This is a genomic window from Halorutilus salinus, from assembly GCF_026242195.1.
Taxonomy (GTDB): domain Archaea; phylum Halobacteriota; class Halobacteria; order Halobacteriales; family Halorutilaceae; genus Halorutilus; species Halorutilus salinus.
The window spans coordinates 172,033-189,022 of record NZ_RKLV01000005.1; the positions used below are offsets into that span (position 1 = coordinate 172,033).

At 57.8% G+C, this 16,990-nt stretch carries 13 protein-coding genes and 1 tRNA gene; 2 read left to right on the forward strand and 12 right to left on the reverse strand.

The window, feature by feature from the left end:
* Positions 1-61 precede the first annotated feature (61 nt).
* Positions 62-952, forward strand: a complete 891-nt coding sequence (locus EGH25_RS06695) for a M48 family metallopeptidase (RefSeq protein WP_266086950.1) — start codon at positions 62-64, stop codon at positions 950-952.
* A gap of 1 nt (position 953) precedes the next feature.
* Here EGH25_RS06695 and hjc read toward each other — a convergent pair whose 3' ends face one another.
* From hjc to EGH25_RS06725, 6 genes are read right to left on the reverse strand one after another with little or no spacing between them, the layout of a single operon-like run.
* Positions 954-1,394, reverse strand: a complete 441-nt coding sequence (gene hjc, locus EGH25_RS06700; RefSeq protein WP_266086952.1) for a Holliday junction resolvase Hjc — start codon at positions 1,392-1,394, stop codon at positions 954-956.
* A 40-nt stretch (positions 1,395-1,434) separates the two neighbouring features.
* Positions 1,435-2,277, reverse strand: a complete 843-nt coding sequence (locus EGH25_RS06705) for an SDR family oxidoreductase (RefSeq protein WP_266086954.1) — start codon at positions 2,275-2,277, stop codon at positions 1,435-1,437.
* Between the two features lie 54 nt (positions 2,278-2,331).
* Positions 2,332-6,264: a DNA-directed DNA polymerase II large subunit gene (locus tag EGH25_RS06710; RefSeq protein ID WP_266086956.1), complete on the reverse strand. Its 3,933-nt coding sequence runs from the start codon at positions 6,262-6,264 to the stop codon at positions 2,332-2,334.
* The gene (locus EGH25_RS06715; protein ID WP_266086958.1) at positions 6,261-6,707 is read right to left on the reverse strand and encodes a peroxiredoxin; all 447 of its coding nucleotides are present in this window, start codon (positions 6,705-6,707) and stop codon (positions 6,261-6,263) included. Before EGH25_RS06715 ends, EGH25_RS06710 begins: the two co-directional genes overlap by 4 nt.
* A 39-nt stretch (positions 6,708-6,746) precedes the next feature.
* The gene (locus EGH25_RS06720) at positions 6,747-8,198 is read right to left on the reverse strand and encodes an HTTM domain-containing protein (RefSeq protein ID WP_266086960.1); all 1,452 of its coding nucleotides are present in this window, start codon (positions 8,196-8,198) and stop codon (positions 6,747-6,749) included.
* A 51-nt stretch (positions 8,199-8,249) separates the two neighbouring features.
* Positions 8,250-9,785, reverse strand: a complete 1,536-nt coding sequence (locus EGH25_RS06725) for a DUF4397 domain-containing protein (protein WP_266086963.1) — start codon at positions 9,783-9,785, stop codon at positions 8,250-8,252.
* 252 nt (positions 9,786-10,037) lie between these two features.
* On the opposite strand from EGH25_RS06725, the gene EGH25_RS06730 reads away from it, so the two are divergent.
* A tRNA-Pro gene (locus EGH25_RS06730) sits at positions 10,038-10,110 on the forward strand.
* A 294-nt stretch (positions 10,111-10,404) separates the two neighbouring features.
* On the opposite strand, the gene EGH25_RS06735 is transcribed toward EGH25_RS06730, so the two are convergent.
* The 6 genes from EGH25_RS06735 to EGH25_RS06760 form a co-directional block, all read right to left on the reverse strand.
* Positions 10,405-11,160 (reverse strand): hypothetical protein, encoded by a 756-nt coding sequence (locus tag EGH25_RS06735; protein WP_266086965.1) that lies wholly within the window; start codon positions 11,158-11,160, stop codon positions 10,405-10,407.
* On the reverse strand, positions 11,157-11,675 hold the full coding sequence (locus EGH25_RS06740; RefSeq protein WP_266086967.1) for a hypothetical protein: 519 nt from the start codon (positions 11,673-11,675) through the stop codon (positions 11,157-11,159). The genes EGH25_RS06735 and EGH25_RS06740 overlap by 4 nt, the downstream gene beginning before the upstream one ends.
* Before the next feature lie 275 nt (positions 11,676-11,950).
* Positions 11,951-15,454 carry an Eco57I restriction-modification methylase domain-containing protein gene (locus tag EGH25_RS06745; RefSeq protein ID WP_266086969.1) on the reverse strand — a complete coding sequence of 1,168 codons (3,504 nt, stop codon included), beginning with the start codon at positions 15,452-15,454 and terminating at the stop codon, positions 11,951-11,953.
* 62 nt (positions 15,455-15,516) lie between these two features.
* Positions 15,517-15,912, reverse strand: a complete 396-nt coding sequence (locus EGH25_RS06750) for an HVO_A0114 family putative DNA-binding protein (protein WP_266086971.1) — start codon at positions 15,910-15,912, stop codon at positions 15,517-15,519.
* On the reverse strand, positions 15,899-16,195 hold the full coding sequence (locus EGH25_RS06755; RefSeq protein ID WP_266086973.1) for a toxin-antitoxin system TumE family protein: 297 nt from the start codon (positions 16,193-16,195) through the stop codon (positions 15,899-15,901). The genes EGH25_RS06750 and EGH25_RS06755 overlap by 14 nt, the downstream gene beginning before the upstream one ends.
* A gap of 128 nt (positions 16,196-16,323) precedes the next feature.
* On the reverse strand, positions 16,324-16,990 hold a 667-nt coding region (locus tag EGH25_RS06760), incomplete at its 5' end, for a hypothetical protein (RefSeq protein WP_266086975.1).

Genomic DNA, 16,990 nt, shown 5'->3' on the forward strand with positions numbered 1-16,990 from the left:
GGTCGGACAAAATCCGTCCGTTAGGACAGGCTTAATACGTCCGGGGACGCAAGATCAGGTGATGAATCTGCATACAGGGTTGAAGCTAAGGATGCTCGTCGCAGGTAGCATCCTGTTCGCGTTCTACGCCGCAATCGTAGGACTCGGTATAGCTATCTGGGGTGTCGACATCTGGCCCATCGTACTCGCCGCGACGGCGCTGTTCGGCGTCTTCCAGTACGTGATGGGGAAGAAGATGGCGCTCTGGAGCGTCGGAGCGGAGGATCTCGATGAGAACGAGCACTACCAGATACACGCCGCGGTCGAACGTCTCTCGCAGGAGATGGGTATAGAGAAGCCGCGCGTCATGAAGGCTGAGATGGGCGTACCCAACGCCTTCGCGGTCGGACGTAAGGGTGCGGGCGTCGTCGTGATCTCGGAGGAACTGATGTCGGTACTCGACCAAGACGAACTCGAAGGCGTGATAGCGCACGAACTCGCGCATATACGTAACCGCGACGTGGTTATGATGGTCGTGGGTCAGAGCATCGCCTCGCTCGTCGGTATCGCCGTCTACTTCCTGACCGTCATGGGCGAGCGCAACTTCGGCGCTATGATCATGGGCTGGATACTTTCATCCATCGCGCAGACGATCGTCATGATATTCGTGATGGCTATCTCGCGTTACCGCGAGTACGTCGCCGACGCCGACGCCGCGCGCGCAATCGGGCGTGGTGAGCCTCTCGCGCGTGCTCTGGAGAAGATCTCCGACTACAGCCAGCAGGCTCAGGCGCAGGCACAACAGCGCGGACGCGGCAGGGGGCGGGGCGAGCGACAGCAGGGCGGCAAGCCGGGTGTCGACGACAGCGTGCAGGCGCTCTGCATATCCGGCGGTAGCGACAGGTCGATAATGCAGAAGATATTCTCCACACATCCGCCGATGGAGAAACGTATAGACCGTCTCCGTTCGTAGGCTACGCGTCGTCGCCGACGCCGTCGAGACGAACCTGCTTCGTACCGCCGACGACCTCCTCGAAGTCCTCTCCGTCGCGTAGCGCGGTCTCCTTCTTGACACGGTAGTTGCCGCCGTCGGTGACGTGCAGGTCGCCCGGATGGAAGAAACGCCAGTCCTCGCGGTCGAAACGGACGCCGATCCGCGCGCGAGCGCCGAAACGGTCTGCGAACTCGATAAGCTGTGAAACCTCGTCGCCGTCGACGTAGACGGTGTCGCTCGCGCTCGCCTTCGCCTCGACGGCGACGTATCTTTCGTCGTTACCTGCGACGAGATCGGGGAGTGCGCGGTCGGTTGCGCTCCCTGACGCGGGGGCACGGACGACGCCGAAGCCTGCGCCCCAGAACATGTCGACGAGTTCACGTTCGCGCGACGAACCCTTCTGACTCCGCGGATTTCCCATGGACGAAAGGCGGTGGCGCGCCGTATCAGGCTTGCGGTGCTCAGATCATAGTGTCGTAGATACGGTCGCGCACCTCGGACGGTAGGTACCGCCCCATCGCCATCATTCTGTGAGGAACAGAGATCTTGTACCGCGCCTTCGGGTCGTCGTCCTCCACAGCCTCAACGACGGTTTCCGCAACCCTTTGGGGCGGTACGGTGATCTTCCCCATCAGATGCGTGGCTATATCGTCGCCGCCCTCGTCGCTGACCCCTTGGTTGAACTCACCGACACGTTCGTACAGGTCGGCGTACGGGCTGTCGTCGGGGCGCTCCTTGACCTTCTCCTCCGCCTTGTCACCGAAAGGCGTCCGTACGGGTCCGGGTTCTACGAGGACGACATCGACGCCGAAACCCCGAACCTCGGAACGGAGTGCGTCGCTGAGCGCCTCAAGAGCGAACTTCGAAGCGCAGTACCCCCCAAGCCCCGGCTGTGAAAGGCGTCCGCCGACGCTCGACATGTTGACGACCGTACCTTCATGCTGTTCGCGCATGTAAGGTAACGCCGCGCGCGCGAGTCGGTGTGGACCGTACGTATTGACCTCGAACTGCGCGTGAAGCTCCTCGACGGTCAGGTCTTCGACCGCCGCCGCCTCGCCGTACCCCGCGTTGTTGACGACACAGCCTATACCGCGGTTCTCGTCGACGACGCGCCCGACTGCGTTTTCAACATCGTCATCCTCGGTAACGTCGAGTTCGACAGTCTCCATACCACGCTCCGTGAGATCGGCGATGTCGTCCGTATCGCGCGCCGTTGCGTAGACCGTCCAGCCGTTTCGGTGGAACCTCTCCGCCGTAGCACGTCCGATACCCGACGAGCATCCGGTTATGAGTGCGGTTCTCATGGTACCTCAACGTGCGGCGCGGTCTTAGTAGCTACGCCGGTTGCATCTACGCCGCTACATGAAGTCGGCTATACCTGACTGCGTCGACTTGTCGTCCTCGAACAGCGAGTCTATCTGTCTCCGGAGCTGTTCGAGCCTCTGCATCGTGTAGTCGGAGACGCCGTACTTTTCGCCGGTTTCGAGCGCGACATCGAGGTACTTTTTGACGCTTCCTTTGTGAACGGTGAGGGTTACCTCGCCGCCACAGTCGCAGTCACCCGAAAGCGGCGGTCTACGGAACTTGGAGTTACAGTCGAGGCATCTAAACTCCTGCTGTGTGAAGGCGCGTAGATTGCCTATGAGGTCGGGCAGGAAATGCGACTCGACGACGCGTTCCGCAACGTCCGACTCGTCGACGGCGCGCGTCTTACGTCCTATTTCGAGCTGTGCGGTCGTCTTCTCGTCCATCGACGGTAGTATCTTGTACGCCGAGTTTTCGGGTCCTGCGTCTATACGCGTCGTTTCGACTGTGGTTCCGAAGCCGTCGAAAGCCGCGTCGGTTCCGAGATCGTCGTCGGCTATATCCACGTCAACCTCCTTCGGATGCGCGTACTCGCGCGCCGCCTCGTAGAACGATAGCGGGTACCGCGATACCTTGTCGACGTTGTGCGCCTCGTCGTCTATCTCGGTTGGGTCAATGCGCGACGTCATCACGAGGGGTGCGTCCATCTGACCGCCGCGCTGGTCGGGTAGGTACTCGCGCGAGAAGTTGACGAGTGCGTCCGACATCAGCGTGACGCAGTCTTCGTCGCCGTCGCACTGCTTCGACGCGAGGTCGTTGACGACGAGCGAACCCGTGTCGGCGACGGTGAGGCAGTAGACGTAGTCGGTGTCACTCTGGACGTACTCGACAGAGTTGACCATATCTACTTCCACGTCCGAATCCGTTTCTCTCTCAAATCCATTAGATAAGACGGTAGAAACACCACCGTCGGGAACAGTATCAAGATGCCGAGGTGTCATTAACTCGTCTCCTCTACAGATTTCCGACGCGCGTTCCGCAGTCACGCCACCCGAACCGTCCGGAATCTGCATCTCGTGGTCGGGTGTTACGACGATATCGCGTCCGTCCCTTGTCGTAATTTTGACGAGGTGTTCGGGCGCAGGATGTCTGCTCACAGCTTCGACGGGCTTTAGCTTCATCTCCCCATCCTCGTCAAGCGACGGCACCTCAACTTCCTCGGCACCGGCAACAACCGTTCCGAAGTCATCGCGCCGGATGCCGTCTTCGTCGGTGTTTTCAAGTCTTTTCTCTACAAATGACTCGACAGTCTTGTGTCTCAGACTTCCTTCTTCGTCGATGAAAGGCATCTTCGTGTCGGGTGCGAAGCAGTTCCTACGTTTCGCGGCATGGAAAAAGGGATGCGCGTACCCGACCGACGCGTCGGTGAAGCCGACGACACGTCCGAGAACCCCTGCGCTCGTATGCGGTGCGAGACCCATTACGAGTTCGCCGACTATATCATCCGTTCCGTCGAGTTCGTGGTACGGTTCGACGCCGTAGTACTCCGTGAGAAGATCGTCGACGAAGTCGGCGACGCGTTTCAGATGCTCCGCGGAGTCGCGGCTGAGGACGACGTCCTGCGGCTTTAGCTCGACAACCTGTTCGCCGTCGGTTAACGGCTCTCCGTCGGCGTCGTGTTCGTAACCCATCTCGCGCAGACGGTCGACCGAGATACCCACCTCGTCGGGACGGAACGCCGTCAGAGGAAGATCTGTCATGTCGTACCTCACCGTGCCGTCCTTGAAGGTCGAAACGTCGTGCTTCGCACGCAGGACGCCCTTTTCGAGCGGCTCAGGCGTCTCGCGCTCCGACATCAGACCCTTTACGCATTTGAGTATGTCGTACGACGGGCGTTCGCCGACGTTGTCGAGTGCGTCGCGGTACCTCTCGTCTATACGCACGTCGAAACGCCGGACGGTCGTTGTTCCGCCACCGCAACGCGGACACTCCTCGACGCCTTCGTCAACCTCTATACCGCACGACGGGCACCGTGGGACGGCTTCTGTACGTTCGCCGCAGTCGCAGACGGCTTCGTACGTCTCGTTTCCGCACGACGGGCAACGACGCCCGCCCGCGCTCACCTCTATCTCTCCTACGGTGTCACGCATCGTCTCCGCGTGCGAAGCCGCCTCGTCTATATCCCTCTGCGAACCACCCGCGTCCCCTATGGGAAACAGGCAGTGCACAGCGGGGTTCATCTCGCGTTTCTCCGACTTCTCAGGGCGTCCCATACGTGCACCGATACGTGTTGGCGCGCGTTCACGTATCTCAACACCCGCCGCCTCGCGCGCCGCAAGTAGCGCGCTGTCATTGTCCGCAAACTCGACCGAGTCGGCGTCGAGACATTCGCCGAGGACGTACGCGTGGTCGCCTTCGACACGTACCTCGTCGTCCTGTACGTGGGGGACGAGGAGGCTTCCGAGCACGGGCGCGGCGGATCCGTCGAAGACGAGTTCGTCGTCGGTGCGTTGTTCCAACGCCTCCGTGAGCGTCGCGTACCCGTCGCGTCCTATATCGTGCCACAGATACGTGAAACGCGGGTGGAGGGGAGCCTCGTACTTCCGCGCGAGACGGAAAGCTTGGCGCGCGCCGAGTTCACGTAGGCCGAACGCCTCACGAAGCTCAGAAACGTCCGCCTCGGTCTCACCGACCTCCTGTACCCACCAGTCGTACGTGTACGAACCGGGTACGAGCGGATGGTTGTTCTCCAGAAACTCGCCGTACGGCACGGCTATCTCACCCACGTCGAGTATACGTTCGACGCCGTTACGTACGCGGCGCGCCTCCTCGGCGTCGTCTATACGCCGTACCTCGCCGTTCGACAGGACGACTGTTGGACCCTCGATGCCATCTACGGGCGCGACACCCTGCGCTTTCCCCGGACGCTCCGTCTTAATCTGCGTCCCCGCGGCGAGGAAGTCGTCGAAAAGTACCATCGTTGCGGGCGAGACTCCCGACGCCGCGAGACCGCAGTTACGCGCCCTTGCGTAACGGAGACGGAAGCCGCCCTCACGCGACGGATGTGAAAAGATGGGTCGCCCTGCCGTCAGGTCGTTTAGGAACTTCTTGTTGGGCTTTACCTCGACCTCCCCATCATCCTCCTCGTCGCCGTCCGAGGTATCGTGTATCAGTTCGTCTATCCAGTCCCAGCCGTCCATGTCGAGCGCGTCGACGTACTTCTTTATCTTGGGTGCTTTGAGAGCGATACCCTCGGCTGTGACGAGACACATACCTCCGCGTCCGCGGTTGGTGTCGATACGTTCGAGGTCGCGGTACCCCGAAACCTCGCGCTCCGTCGTGGGTTCGCCGTCGAGACAGATAGGACAGTTCTCGATGACGAGACGTGTCTCCTTGTCCTTCGGCGTGTACTGCAGTCCCGTCTCGTTGGCGTATAGGTTTATCTCCTCGACGTACCGTTCGACCTCGTCGTCGCGCGGACTGTACGCGTCGACGCCGAGCGACGAACCGACGTAGTCGGCGATCAGGACGCTGAGCGCCTGCGCCGTGCCGCCCGCGCTACGTATCGGTCCCGCGTACTCGACCTTGAGGTACTCGCTCCCGTCGTCGTTCGTGAGTAGGTCGACGCCGTCGATACCCTCGATAGGCGCGGCGACGACGCCCTCGGTCAAGAGTGCGACCGCCGTCCGTATCGCCGCCTCCGCCTTGTCGTCGCGCGACTCAGGCGGGAACCCGCCGTCGGCGAACTCCTCGGCGAGACGGAGCGCCACGTCCTCGCGGCTATCCTCCGTCTCTTCGAGCGCGCGTATACGTTCGGCGACGCCTTCGACGCCTATCAGGTTCTCGACACGGTCGGCGAGATCCTTCGCTACGGGGATCTCGACCTCAGGCGTCGGGTCCGCGCCGCGTTCGCGAGCCCTCTCGGCGAGTTCAATAACGTCGTCGAGACGCGTTTCGAGGCTCTCGAAGTAGTCTTCGTCGGTCACGTCTCCCCTATGGCTTCGAGGCTCTCGTCGACGTGTTTCTCCGCGCTCAACAGCCCCTTGGTGACACCGATGACCTCGCCGTCCTCGACGACGAAGGTCGCGCGTTTCGCCTTCTGCGAGAGACCCAGAAAGCCGGAGAGTCCGTAACGTTCGGAGAGTTCGCCGCTCCTGTCGCTCGTAAGCGGGTAGTCGAGGTCGTTTTCGTCGGCGAACCCGTGCAGACGGTCGAGGTCGTCGTTGGTCGAGACGCCGAGTACGGTGGCGTCGTGTCCGTCGAACGCGTCGAGCGAGTCACGGAACGAACACGCCTCCTTCGTACATACCTTGCTCCCCGCCTTGGGGAAGAAGAACAGAACCACGGGACCGTCGGCGTCGGAGAGCGTGAAACTGCCCTGCGTCGTTTCGACGGTGAAGTCAGGTGCTTCGTCGCCTTTGCTGAGCATACACGCCGTTGTTGCTCCACGTATATCTTCTTTCCGCCGTTACTCGCATGAACCCCGCGCCATCCTCTCGGTTTGTATACCGTCGTCGTAACTCACGTACAGGAGGGTGACGTTTTCGAGTTCGTCTTCCCTACCCTCCGTTCTCCCGCAGAGATAACGCAAGAGGGGTCGTTCGAGGTAGACATCCCCCGAAGACCTGACGGAGTCGAGGTACTTTCGCCATCTGGCGTTCGGATAGCTGTCAGGACGCCTATCGCGCTCGAACGGCGCAAGATGTAACGGGTCGAACTTTTCGCCTGAGGGGGTCACGCCACGTGCGACGTACCATCTGTCCGTCGTCGGAGGGTACGGCGCGAACAGGCTCCATTTCGTTCCTGCGTACTCCTCGACGGCTTCGGCTTCGTCAGGGGTATCGACGTACCCCATCGCCGAGGCGTTCGTCATGAGAACGACGACGAGACAGACCGCGGCGAACGCCGAGACGGCGCGACGACCCCATCCCGACTGTAACGGAAGACCTGTCCGCCGTACGTCGGGTAGCACACCGTCCGTCCGACGCAGTAATGTAGCCCCTGTTCCGTGTACGGACGGAAGACGGCGGCGTGCGACCTCCCAGACGACGGACGGCGTGAGAACCGCGAGCCCCGCGACCGCGACGAGAGGGAAGACGGCGAGGTTCATCGTGACCAGAAGACCCGCTTGGGCACCGACGAACAGGGTGAGGACGAATGCGCGCCGTCGCCCCGTTAGGAGTATCAGGAGGGGTGAGGCGACGAGAAGAGCCACCCAGAGATGGTTGAGCAAGACGAGGAGTTCGGCGAAACGCGTCAGACTCGAACCGAGCCACGTGGTGTACGCCGAGAGTTCGAAGACCTGTAGCACGGCGTCCCCCGACATCCATGCGTCGCTTCTCAGCTTGAAGACGGCGTTCGTCGCGTAGACGACCACCACCTGTACGAGAACACCGACGGTGGCGACGGAGGCAACGCGTCCATACGCACCGTCGCCCTTCTCGCCGCGTCCGACGGCGTCGACCGACCACCGAGCGCCGAGAGGGAGTAGAGCGCCCCAGAACACGAGACGCGTCAGGAGCGTGTCGCCGCCGTTCATGACGAGAGGGTTCCGCGCGTTTAGGGAGAAGACGAGCACGAGAACCACGACGGAGACGAAACGCGTCCTGTATCCGACGATGAGGGCGACGGCGAAGACGGCGGTAAGGACGAAAAGGAAGACGACGTAGAGCCACGAGTCCGAAACCGCGTACACAGAAAACGCCGAGAGAGTCGTATGCTCCTGAACCGCGGCAAGCGGTACAGCGCCGTTACGCGTGTAGAAAGCCGTCAGATCGCGTGTACGCGCCACGAGGTTGACGAGTACGGCGACACCGAGACAGATCCGGAACGCCGCGAGCGATCGCGTGTCGACGCCGAACCTTCGGCGTAAGCCGGCACCGACCTTCTCACGTACATCGGCGAAGGAGGGCGCTCCCATCGTCCGTACTGTTCATCCGCGGAGAATAAACCTAACGAGAGAAGGGGTACGTTATTCGTTACGCGCTACGAGAGCCGCGGCGACGAGCGCCACGAGAGCCGCAACCGCTGTGAACCCGGGCATACCCTGTCCGCCGTCGTCGCCGTCGCCTTCGTCGGTGCCTTCGTCACCCGTACCCTCGTCTGAGACGTTGCCTTCCATGTCACCGTCTCCTTCGTCGGTTCCGTCATCCATCCCCTCGTCGCCGTCGTCCATAGCCTCGGTGACCTCGGCGTTGGCGTTCACGACTACGTTACCTGCGGTTTCCTCCGACACCGTGTCGCCGGGCGCGTAGTCGGCGGTGCTCAGGTTGGAGATGACGTGCGCCGTGTGAGCGCCGGGGAAGCCGCCCGCGTCATCGACGGTGACCGTCAGATCGTTCGAGTCGGCGAGTTCGGAGACACCCGCGATTACGAGGCTTCCGTTGTCCTCGTACGTCACGACGAGCCAGCTACCCTGTCCGAGACCGGCATCGTTGACGGATACGTCGACACCGCCGTCCTCACCCAGCGTCTGATCCTCGAACGTCACGGAGGGTTCGGCATCCTCTGCTCCCTCGACAGTAACCTGTCCCGCGTCCGTAACCGCTCCGCCGTCGGCTGTGTACGGACCGTCCTCGCTACCCTCGCTGTCGGCGAAGTCGTACCCCTCGTTTCCGTTCGTGTCCCTGTGCGGCATAGCGATAAGCTCCTGATCCTCGTCTATCCCATCGGGCAGGTCGACGGTCACGTCCTCGTGATCGCCTGCATCGAGGTAGTCGGAGACACCCACGACGCTACCGAGCGCGTCGCCGTCGGTCACGAGCGTCGAGTCATGCATGACGACGAAGCCGCCTTCGGGGACGGAGACGGAGTCAACCGTAACCGAGCCCCCTTCCGTACTCTGGTTGCCGAACGAGACGGTCGCAGTCTCCTCGTCGTCGGCTTCCGTCTGTCTGTCGACCGTCGGAACGATACCGAAGGCTTCGTCACCCGGCGAGCCTACGGGCTGGACGTATCCGACCGCGAAGGCGGTGTATACGGAACCCGCCTCGGCGCTCAGGTCGAGCGTGTCGACGACATCGCCCTGGTTGTCGTCCTGTGCGGCGCGAACCTGAAGGCTGTAGTTACCCTCCGGAACCGTGACGTAGCCCGAACCGCCGAAGCCGACATCCTCGAACAGCGCGTCGCCGCCCGCGGTTACGTCTACGTTAGGCGCATCTGGCGACGCGTGAACGACACGGACACGAGCCTCACCCTCCGGAGGCTGGCTGTTGTCGTCTTCGAGAACCTCAACGGTGAACGGCTCGTCACCCCTGTCGCTAACCTCTCCGAGGGCGACCGCTGTGTACGAACCCGAGCCAAGCTCTACCTCGTCCGCGAAGACGGAGGTGTCAGGCTCCCCCGCGGCTGTAACCTCGATCTCGTGACTTCCTGTCGAAAGTTCGAGGTACTCACTAACCCCTGAGAACGAGACGTTCTCCAAGACAGCGTCACCATCAACGTACACGTCCACGTTCGGGGCATCGGGTGAGGCGTGCACGACCCTAAGCTCAGCCGTTTCGTTCATATCCTCTCCACCGGTATGCGACGAAGCGGCTACTGCGCCTGCTGAGAGAACCAACAGGACGGACAGAACGGCCGCTCCGAACAGTACTTTTCTTCTGTTAAACATCGCTCATACTTTGTAAAGCATATTTCATATATCTTCTGATTAAGCATATACAAACAGTCTCAGAGATATCTGCCACGTAATCATATACCGTACTCACCAAGTTCTCTTCCGTAAGTAACAAGCCATACCGTCACGAACGATGATACAGGGAAAGTGGGGTAGCTTGGCATCCTCGCGCGTTTGGGACGCGTGGACCGCGGTTCAAATCCGCGCTTTCCCATCCTCGCTTCACGCGTTTTCGTTTGATAAGACGGCGTGACGACACTTATAAACCCGAACCATCTGTGCCGTTGGATTTGAACCGCGCTCCGGACGCGCGTCCGCGGCGTCGGGTGTTTCCGCAATGTTTGAAGATTAGCGAGACATATATAATTTCCTCTCGTGACTGTACTGGGTTAGAAAGTTTGCCAGAAGCACGACCTCAGCAAGAACTACAGATAACGTCCTATTGCCCCCGCGCGTAGTGAGTTATATAGTGTGGGTACCACGACAGACGACAGATATGAGTATAGCCCTACTCAGCCACAATATCCGCCACACGTGAGCGGGATAGACCTACAGCCTCAGCAATCTCTTTCTGGCTCATCTTGTCGTACCCGTAGATGTCCCGAATCAACCCGTTCCTAACGTCGGTCTCGACCTGCTCCCTCAGGTCAGACCTATGCTCAGCCTCCTCATACGCCTCCTCATCGCCGTCCAGACGCCGTTCCTTCACCTCGGACAAGCCATCGTATACCTCCTTCAGACGCTCACTCTCAAGGTCAGACCAGCCTATACTCTCTTTCTTCCTGAACAGCGGATGCTGACCATATGGGTTATAATCACACTCGTGTACCAGAGCCTTTCCGCGACGCTTCACCAGTACCCAAACGTCGAAGAGACTCTTTAGGTCGGTATCGATGACACCTGACGCGGGTGCCGTGAAAACGATGTACTTCTCCAGTATACGCCCCTGAGAGATAACGTCCCTGATAGCTTTGTTAGTGTTGCTGCTTGCCCTGTACTTGGATAGCTCCGCCTCGGCTTCGTCAAGGATGATAGACGAACCCTTCGGTAGCTCCGAGTACGCCGCCCTGAACCTATCGGCGGAAAGTGTCGCCTTCTCAGGTACAAGCCCTTCATCGGTCCGGTCGAAACGCTCGGCGAGCTTCAACGCCAGCGTGCTCTTACCTGCTCCTCGCTCGTTGGCGTCGTCGGTGATTAGGATGCTCAGCGAGCGGTCCTGTCTCACCCGCTTCTCGTAGAGTTGCTGTAACCAGCTATCACTCATAGCTCCATGCCTTCCGGCAGGTCCTCGTCAATATCAGGCAGGCTGTTCAATTCGGCTAAAAAGAAGTTAGCTTCTCTGTACGCATAATGTGAAATCTCCCATGGGATAGGGATAGTAATATTTTCTGTATCTCCATTCCCCATGGGGGTCCGGACTGTTATCTCTACCACTACGTAATCCGCATAGTCAAGGAAGTTTTCAAGACCTTCTACCTTCACTTTCGCCGGCTTAACGTCGATTATCTTGTCCGAACTGCCTCCGTAATACCTCTTAGCCTTCGGGAGAGTCTCAAATTCCCCTATTTCGGCATACTTCCAGATTCCGAGCATCGTATCCCTACCGTCTTGTCTGACGAACATCTCAATGTCCGAAACTAAGTCCCGGACGGCTGAACAGTACTCTTGAAGGTCTTCCTTACTTGCCCCGTCGTTGGCGGGTTTTGTATACTTCTTGACTTCTCTGACGTTCCTTCGTGACTCAAGTAGCTGCTTATACGTGTCCTCTGTCACTGACATATTAGACCTTACGTGGTACTCTCTTAATAACTTTTGCCAACTCCAGAATGAGCAAAACGCAAGACATAGTCGGGTTACGCGAGATACTATTTCTCTATGAAATAGTTCCAATTATATAACTGTATAGTTACTTCAATAGCTACAATTTGCAGTCTTAAATTGCACCTCCTTCTTGCAAATTGTCCCTCAGAAACTGTTCCGTGCCTAAGCTCAGTCTGTAGGTGAACTGGTCCCCGGAGGTTCAGGGGCAAAGGAGGTGTTCCAACGCGGAGGCTCTACCAGACCTCAAGGAACTCGTCGATGACCTCCACATCCTCCTCATCCAACTCGTAAACCTCGCTCAGGATGATGTCGTCAAGCTCTTCCTGTAGCTCCTCAGCTTCGCTCTCAAGTCTCTCTATCTCTTCCTCGTCGTCGCGGTACTCGTCCATCAGTTCGAGCACGTCGTCCTCCGTCGGAACCTCGGTGTTCAGTATCTCCGACCTGCCAAGGCGTCTATCCTGAGCCTTGAGCAGGTCGTAGACGAAGTCACGGACGCTCTCGCTCCCGAAGTCGATGGTGTGCCCGCGTTTCATTACGACTTGGTAGACTTCCTCTGTGTCCACCTCCATCTTGTCGTTCTTGCGCATGGGGTCTTGGCGGTAGTCGTCGTCATCGAGGTCGATGGAGTCCGCGAGGTCAAGGACAGTGCTGGCGCGGTCGTAATCGGCGAGGTAGTTGAGGATGTCGGAGGTCCTGTACTGCAAGTCGGTGCGTTCCTGTCGTTTTGTCTGTATCGAGTCGGCTATCTGTGTAATCTCTTCCTCAGAGTCCCCCTCAGAGGGGAGAACAATGGGGTGAGGTTCCAAGTAGCGTTTGTTGTATGAATAGTATTTCCCGCCAAAGATAGGGGATATATGCTTATGATAGAACTCCAGAACTTGTGAGTTGAGCAGGGCTACGTAGTAAAGGTGGTCTTCGGAAGTAGGAGCATACTCATCTGTTAGCTGAATCCCGTATCCTCCTGCGTTCCCGCCGCCGATGAAGTAGTATTCCCCATCGGTATCGGCTACGAACCTATTGTAACTGCTCATGATGTTGGTCATTATCTTATCCGGCTCCATCTTCGACAGATTTTGGCTACGTCCAAATGCCCACCACTGCTCTTCATCTTCCCACTTACCCCCTTCTCTCGCTTTCAACTCCTCTTCGTGACGCTTGAAGAACTCCCAGGTCTTCGGGTACTGTCGTTCGAGCTTTCTCTGTGAAAGAAGCTCTACGTCGCCGGATTCTATTTCATACGGGAACAGTAGCCAGAGACCTTCCCAGTCAGCTCCCCAGTGGTCTATTTCGTTCCCCTTGAGTAGACGACGGAGTATTTGTTTTTCAACTGGCTCTGGTTCGTCACCGCCTTCCCTGACAAAGTATGCTATCCCATCCTCTTCCTTGACAATCTCACCGACAAATACCTTGTTCCATCCGGTGATTAGACCTTGGAAAACAGAGTCCGTTATCTCTCCAAGACGGAACCTACTGGATTCTGCGAGTTTATGATGCACCTCCCGCTCATCAGGTGGCATCGGTTTCCAACTTTTCAGGTATTCGTCCTGATTGTCCTCTCGTAGTCTTTGCTGAGGGTATTTGAATAGGTCATACTCTTCCGCTTCCTCCGAACCACTCCACTCATCGAGGTGGTAAATCTCTTCGAGAACGCCCTCCATCTCTTCCGCGAACCGCGCGCACTTCACATCCTCATCGACCTCCTTAGTCATGTCCACGCTGAGGATACACGGGTACGGCGTTGCGGCGTCAAACACCTCCGTGTCCTTGAAGTCGATGAGATGGGTAATCGGCTCTTCACCGAGCCTGTTGCGTATCTCCTCAGCGTAGTCATTGGTGAACAGACGGTTGGGGCATATGTACGCCAACTTTCCGTCCTCGCTGAGCCAGTCCAGACCCCGCTCTATGAACGGCACGTAGATGTCGAAGTTCTTGATTGCAGTCGCGTAACGCGCTGAGTACGTCTCTTTCACGTCGTCGCTGAGGTTCTGTATACGGACGTACGGCGGGTTCGCCACTACCAAGTCGAACTCCTCATCGTCCTTGAGGCGGTCCACGGCGTCCCTGTCATCGATGAAAGACTGTGCGCGCCCGTTGTAGTCCGCGAACTGCTGTAACGATGACTGTCCCTGCTCAGGACTCTCCTCTTGCTCCTCCAGCGTGGACGGGGAGAGGGTATCCGCGACGTGTATCTCAAATCCGTCCATCGTGTAGTCGGGGTTCTTCTCCGTCACCTTGTCGTAGAGGTCGATGGTACGGAACAGGAGGTTTATCTGAGTGATGTGCGCCGCGAACGGGTTGATGTCGATGCCGTAGACGTTCTCTTCCACACGTTCGAGAACCGTGCGCGCGTCGTCCGCGCTTAGTCCATGCACGCTTCTTTCATCGAACTTCTTCAAGAAGTGGTTGATGAGCCGTTCCGTGACCTCTGTCAGGAACGTGCCGCTCCCGCACGCAGGGTCAAGGACCTTCCTGCGTCCGATGCTCTCGGTCGCCCGGTAGCCCGTCGAGTCAAGCATGTACTGCACCACTTCGAGCGGCGTGTAGTACTCTCCGAGTTCCTTGCGCTCCTCCTTCGGCAGGTAGTCCTCGTAGACGTGTCCGAGTATATCGCGGTTGACGTACTCGAAGTCGAACCTGTTGAGGCGTTTCAGTATGGTGGCGAGTGCGTAGTTTAGCTCCTCGTCAAGCTCCTGTTGCTTCCGACGCTCCTCGTCCGAGAACTGCCCGCGCTTGTCCTTGCTCACCCACCACCAGTCGAAGATACCGAGTTCGTAGAGGTCCGGATAGTGGTCGTCTATCTCATCGTAGGTATCAAGAAGTCCTTCAAGATAGACGCCGTCGCCGTCCATCTCAATGGCGTTAGCCATACCACGCGACGAGAGACGCGTCCGCCCGACAATCTCCTTGTCCTCGGCGATACGCGCGAACAGCGTCCTGTTCAGGACGATGTACGCCGTCTCTCGGCAGAAGGTCTCCTTTGCGTCGTCGCTCTTCCCCGTGTACTCACGCCATTCCTGCCAGTCGGGGAAGGTCGTCTCTAAGAAGTCCTTCGGGTAGGAGCCTTCGTCCCGCGACTTGTAGTCCTCAAAGAAACGTATCATAACGTCGGTGAGTTCGTCGAGCGAGTCCTTGATAGCCTCAAGGAATATCTCGTACCCTTCGTCGTCCGCGCCGGTCTGGTATCCTACAGGGACCTCTTGGTACGTCTTCTGGAAGTAGTCGGCGTCTCCAAGTGCTACGTGACGGTCTTGGCGGAAGTATTCGAGTTCCCCGATGACGGTCTGTTGCTCTTCTGACAGGCTGTCCGGACCGTCCGCGTTCGCTATCCTGCCTATGTCAACGTCGCCTACCTTGGACAGTTCGAGGTCGTCGGAGTCGTACCTGTAGAGGTTGAAGGAGTGACCGTTGGTTAGGATGCCGTACTTCGCGCTACCGACACCCTTCATGTAACCCTCTAACTGCTCTACGTCCCCGTACTGAATTTCGTGAGAAGGACGCTTAGTTTCGCAGACAACCACGGGAAACGGAGGGTCACTGTCATCGTAGCAGAGCACGTCCTTCCTGTCTTCCTCGAACTTGACGTGACCCTCACCCTCCTCACGTGTCCATCCGAGAGCGTCGGTAAACAGGTGGTCCACGAGAGAGTAACGGAAGTCGAACTCACTACCCTCTTCGTCTATCTCCTCGCTGACCTTGACAAACGCTTCATACACTTGAGATAGGAGGTCGTCGGGCATTGAGTAGAACAGTAGCCGGAGAAGACTTAAATCCCGATGCTGTACCGCTAACCCTCGCCTCTTTACGCGGGCACAGGAACCTCAAGGTCGAGCGTATCGTACCAGACGACCGGACGTTTCGCGCCGCCCTCCTCTTCGAGCCTGATTAACCCGATGCGTTCCAGTTCGTCGAGGTTCTTCTTCACGTCGATAGGTGAGCGGTCGACGAGCCGCGCGGTCTCACGTATGCTCTCCGGCTCGTGCTCCGCGATAGCGTTGATGAGGTCGATGGTCGTGTCACGCGTCACACGCGTGAGGTCGTCTTTAGTGGTCACGACGACCATCGGCGTGTCGTCCGCCTCATCCCCCTCTTTCATGCTCCTGATACCTTCGAGAGGCTGTTCAAGAGCCTCGTCCGGCTCCATGTACTTGACGTGTAGCGTCGTCTCGGTCTCGGATTCAGTTTCATTCTCGTTCATGCTCTTTCACCTCTTCGAGGAACCTCTGGTATAGCTCCTCCATTCCTGGGAACTCTACCGTCTCGCGTTCCTCGCCTTCGTGACGGTGGTGTTCGTCGTCGTTATGCCCGTTGTCGTACCGGAGTATCGTGTCCCCGTCGCGTGTGCCGTAGTGCAAGGCGTAGTGCCATCCTGACGGGAACTTCTCCCACGGTTCGACCTTGTTGACGGTCACGTCAACGACCGCGCCCGACGGTAGATTGATGCGGTAGTCGGGTTCTTCGTCTACCTCCGTCTCTCGCATCGTATGTGTATGGACGTAGCCATACACAATAAGGCTGGTGGTGACGTGTCAGTCGTCGACCTCTGTGCAAGAGTCTCATTTCCCCAAATCAAGGAAGGATAGAACTATTCCTGCCCCATTGTAGGGGACTATCCTTCGGAAAAATGATATGGACTCGTCTCGGTAGAAACATTTTCAATAGGGTACTGTTCATCCAAGAAGTCCTTCAATTCGGGTGTTATATTATCATGTATATCACATCTTCTATAATGGTGACCTATCCCCTGCCCGTGTCCTATATATCTGAATACTACTACGCTACCAATATCCAATCCAAAGTTTTCCGAACACTCTCTTATCCAACTCTTTTCATTTTCCCCAGTTATCTGATTAGACTCTTCCGAATGTGCCTCAAAAAAGTCAATATTCGTGACATCAACGAATAGAGCCGTATTTTCATTGAAATATTCCTTTGATGACTTTGATGTCAAGAACTGGGTGTATTTCTCCCTAGCAGTTCTATCACCACCTGAGAAGTGAGAAGTTGTACACTCTATTGATATTTCTCCATCTCCGGTTTGGACTACAAAATCAGGAGGGTCCGGAGAGGAATAGTTGACATCTCTACGGATGAGTGATGCCGCAGTATCTAATTCAAATCTGACGCCGAAGTACCTCTCATATCCTATCTCTTTGAGTTCTTGTTTATATCCTTTAAATAACTTGTTATCCTCCTCGTGGGCGGTGTTCAGATAAGGAATGAATGAAGAATGAGGCGTGGCGTTTTCTGAGTGCCTATGACAAAAAACGCACGCC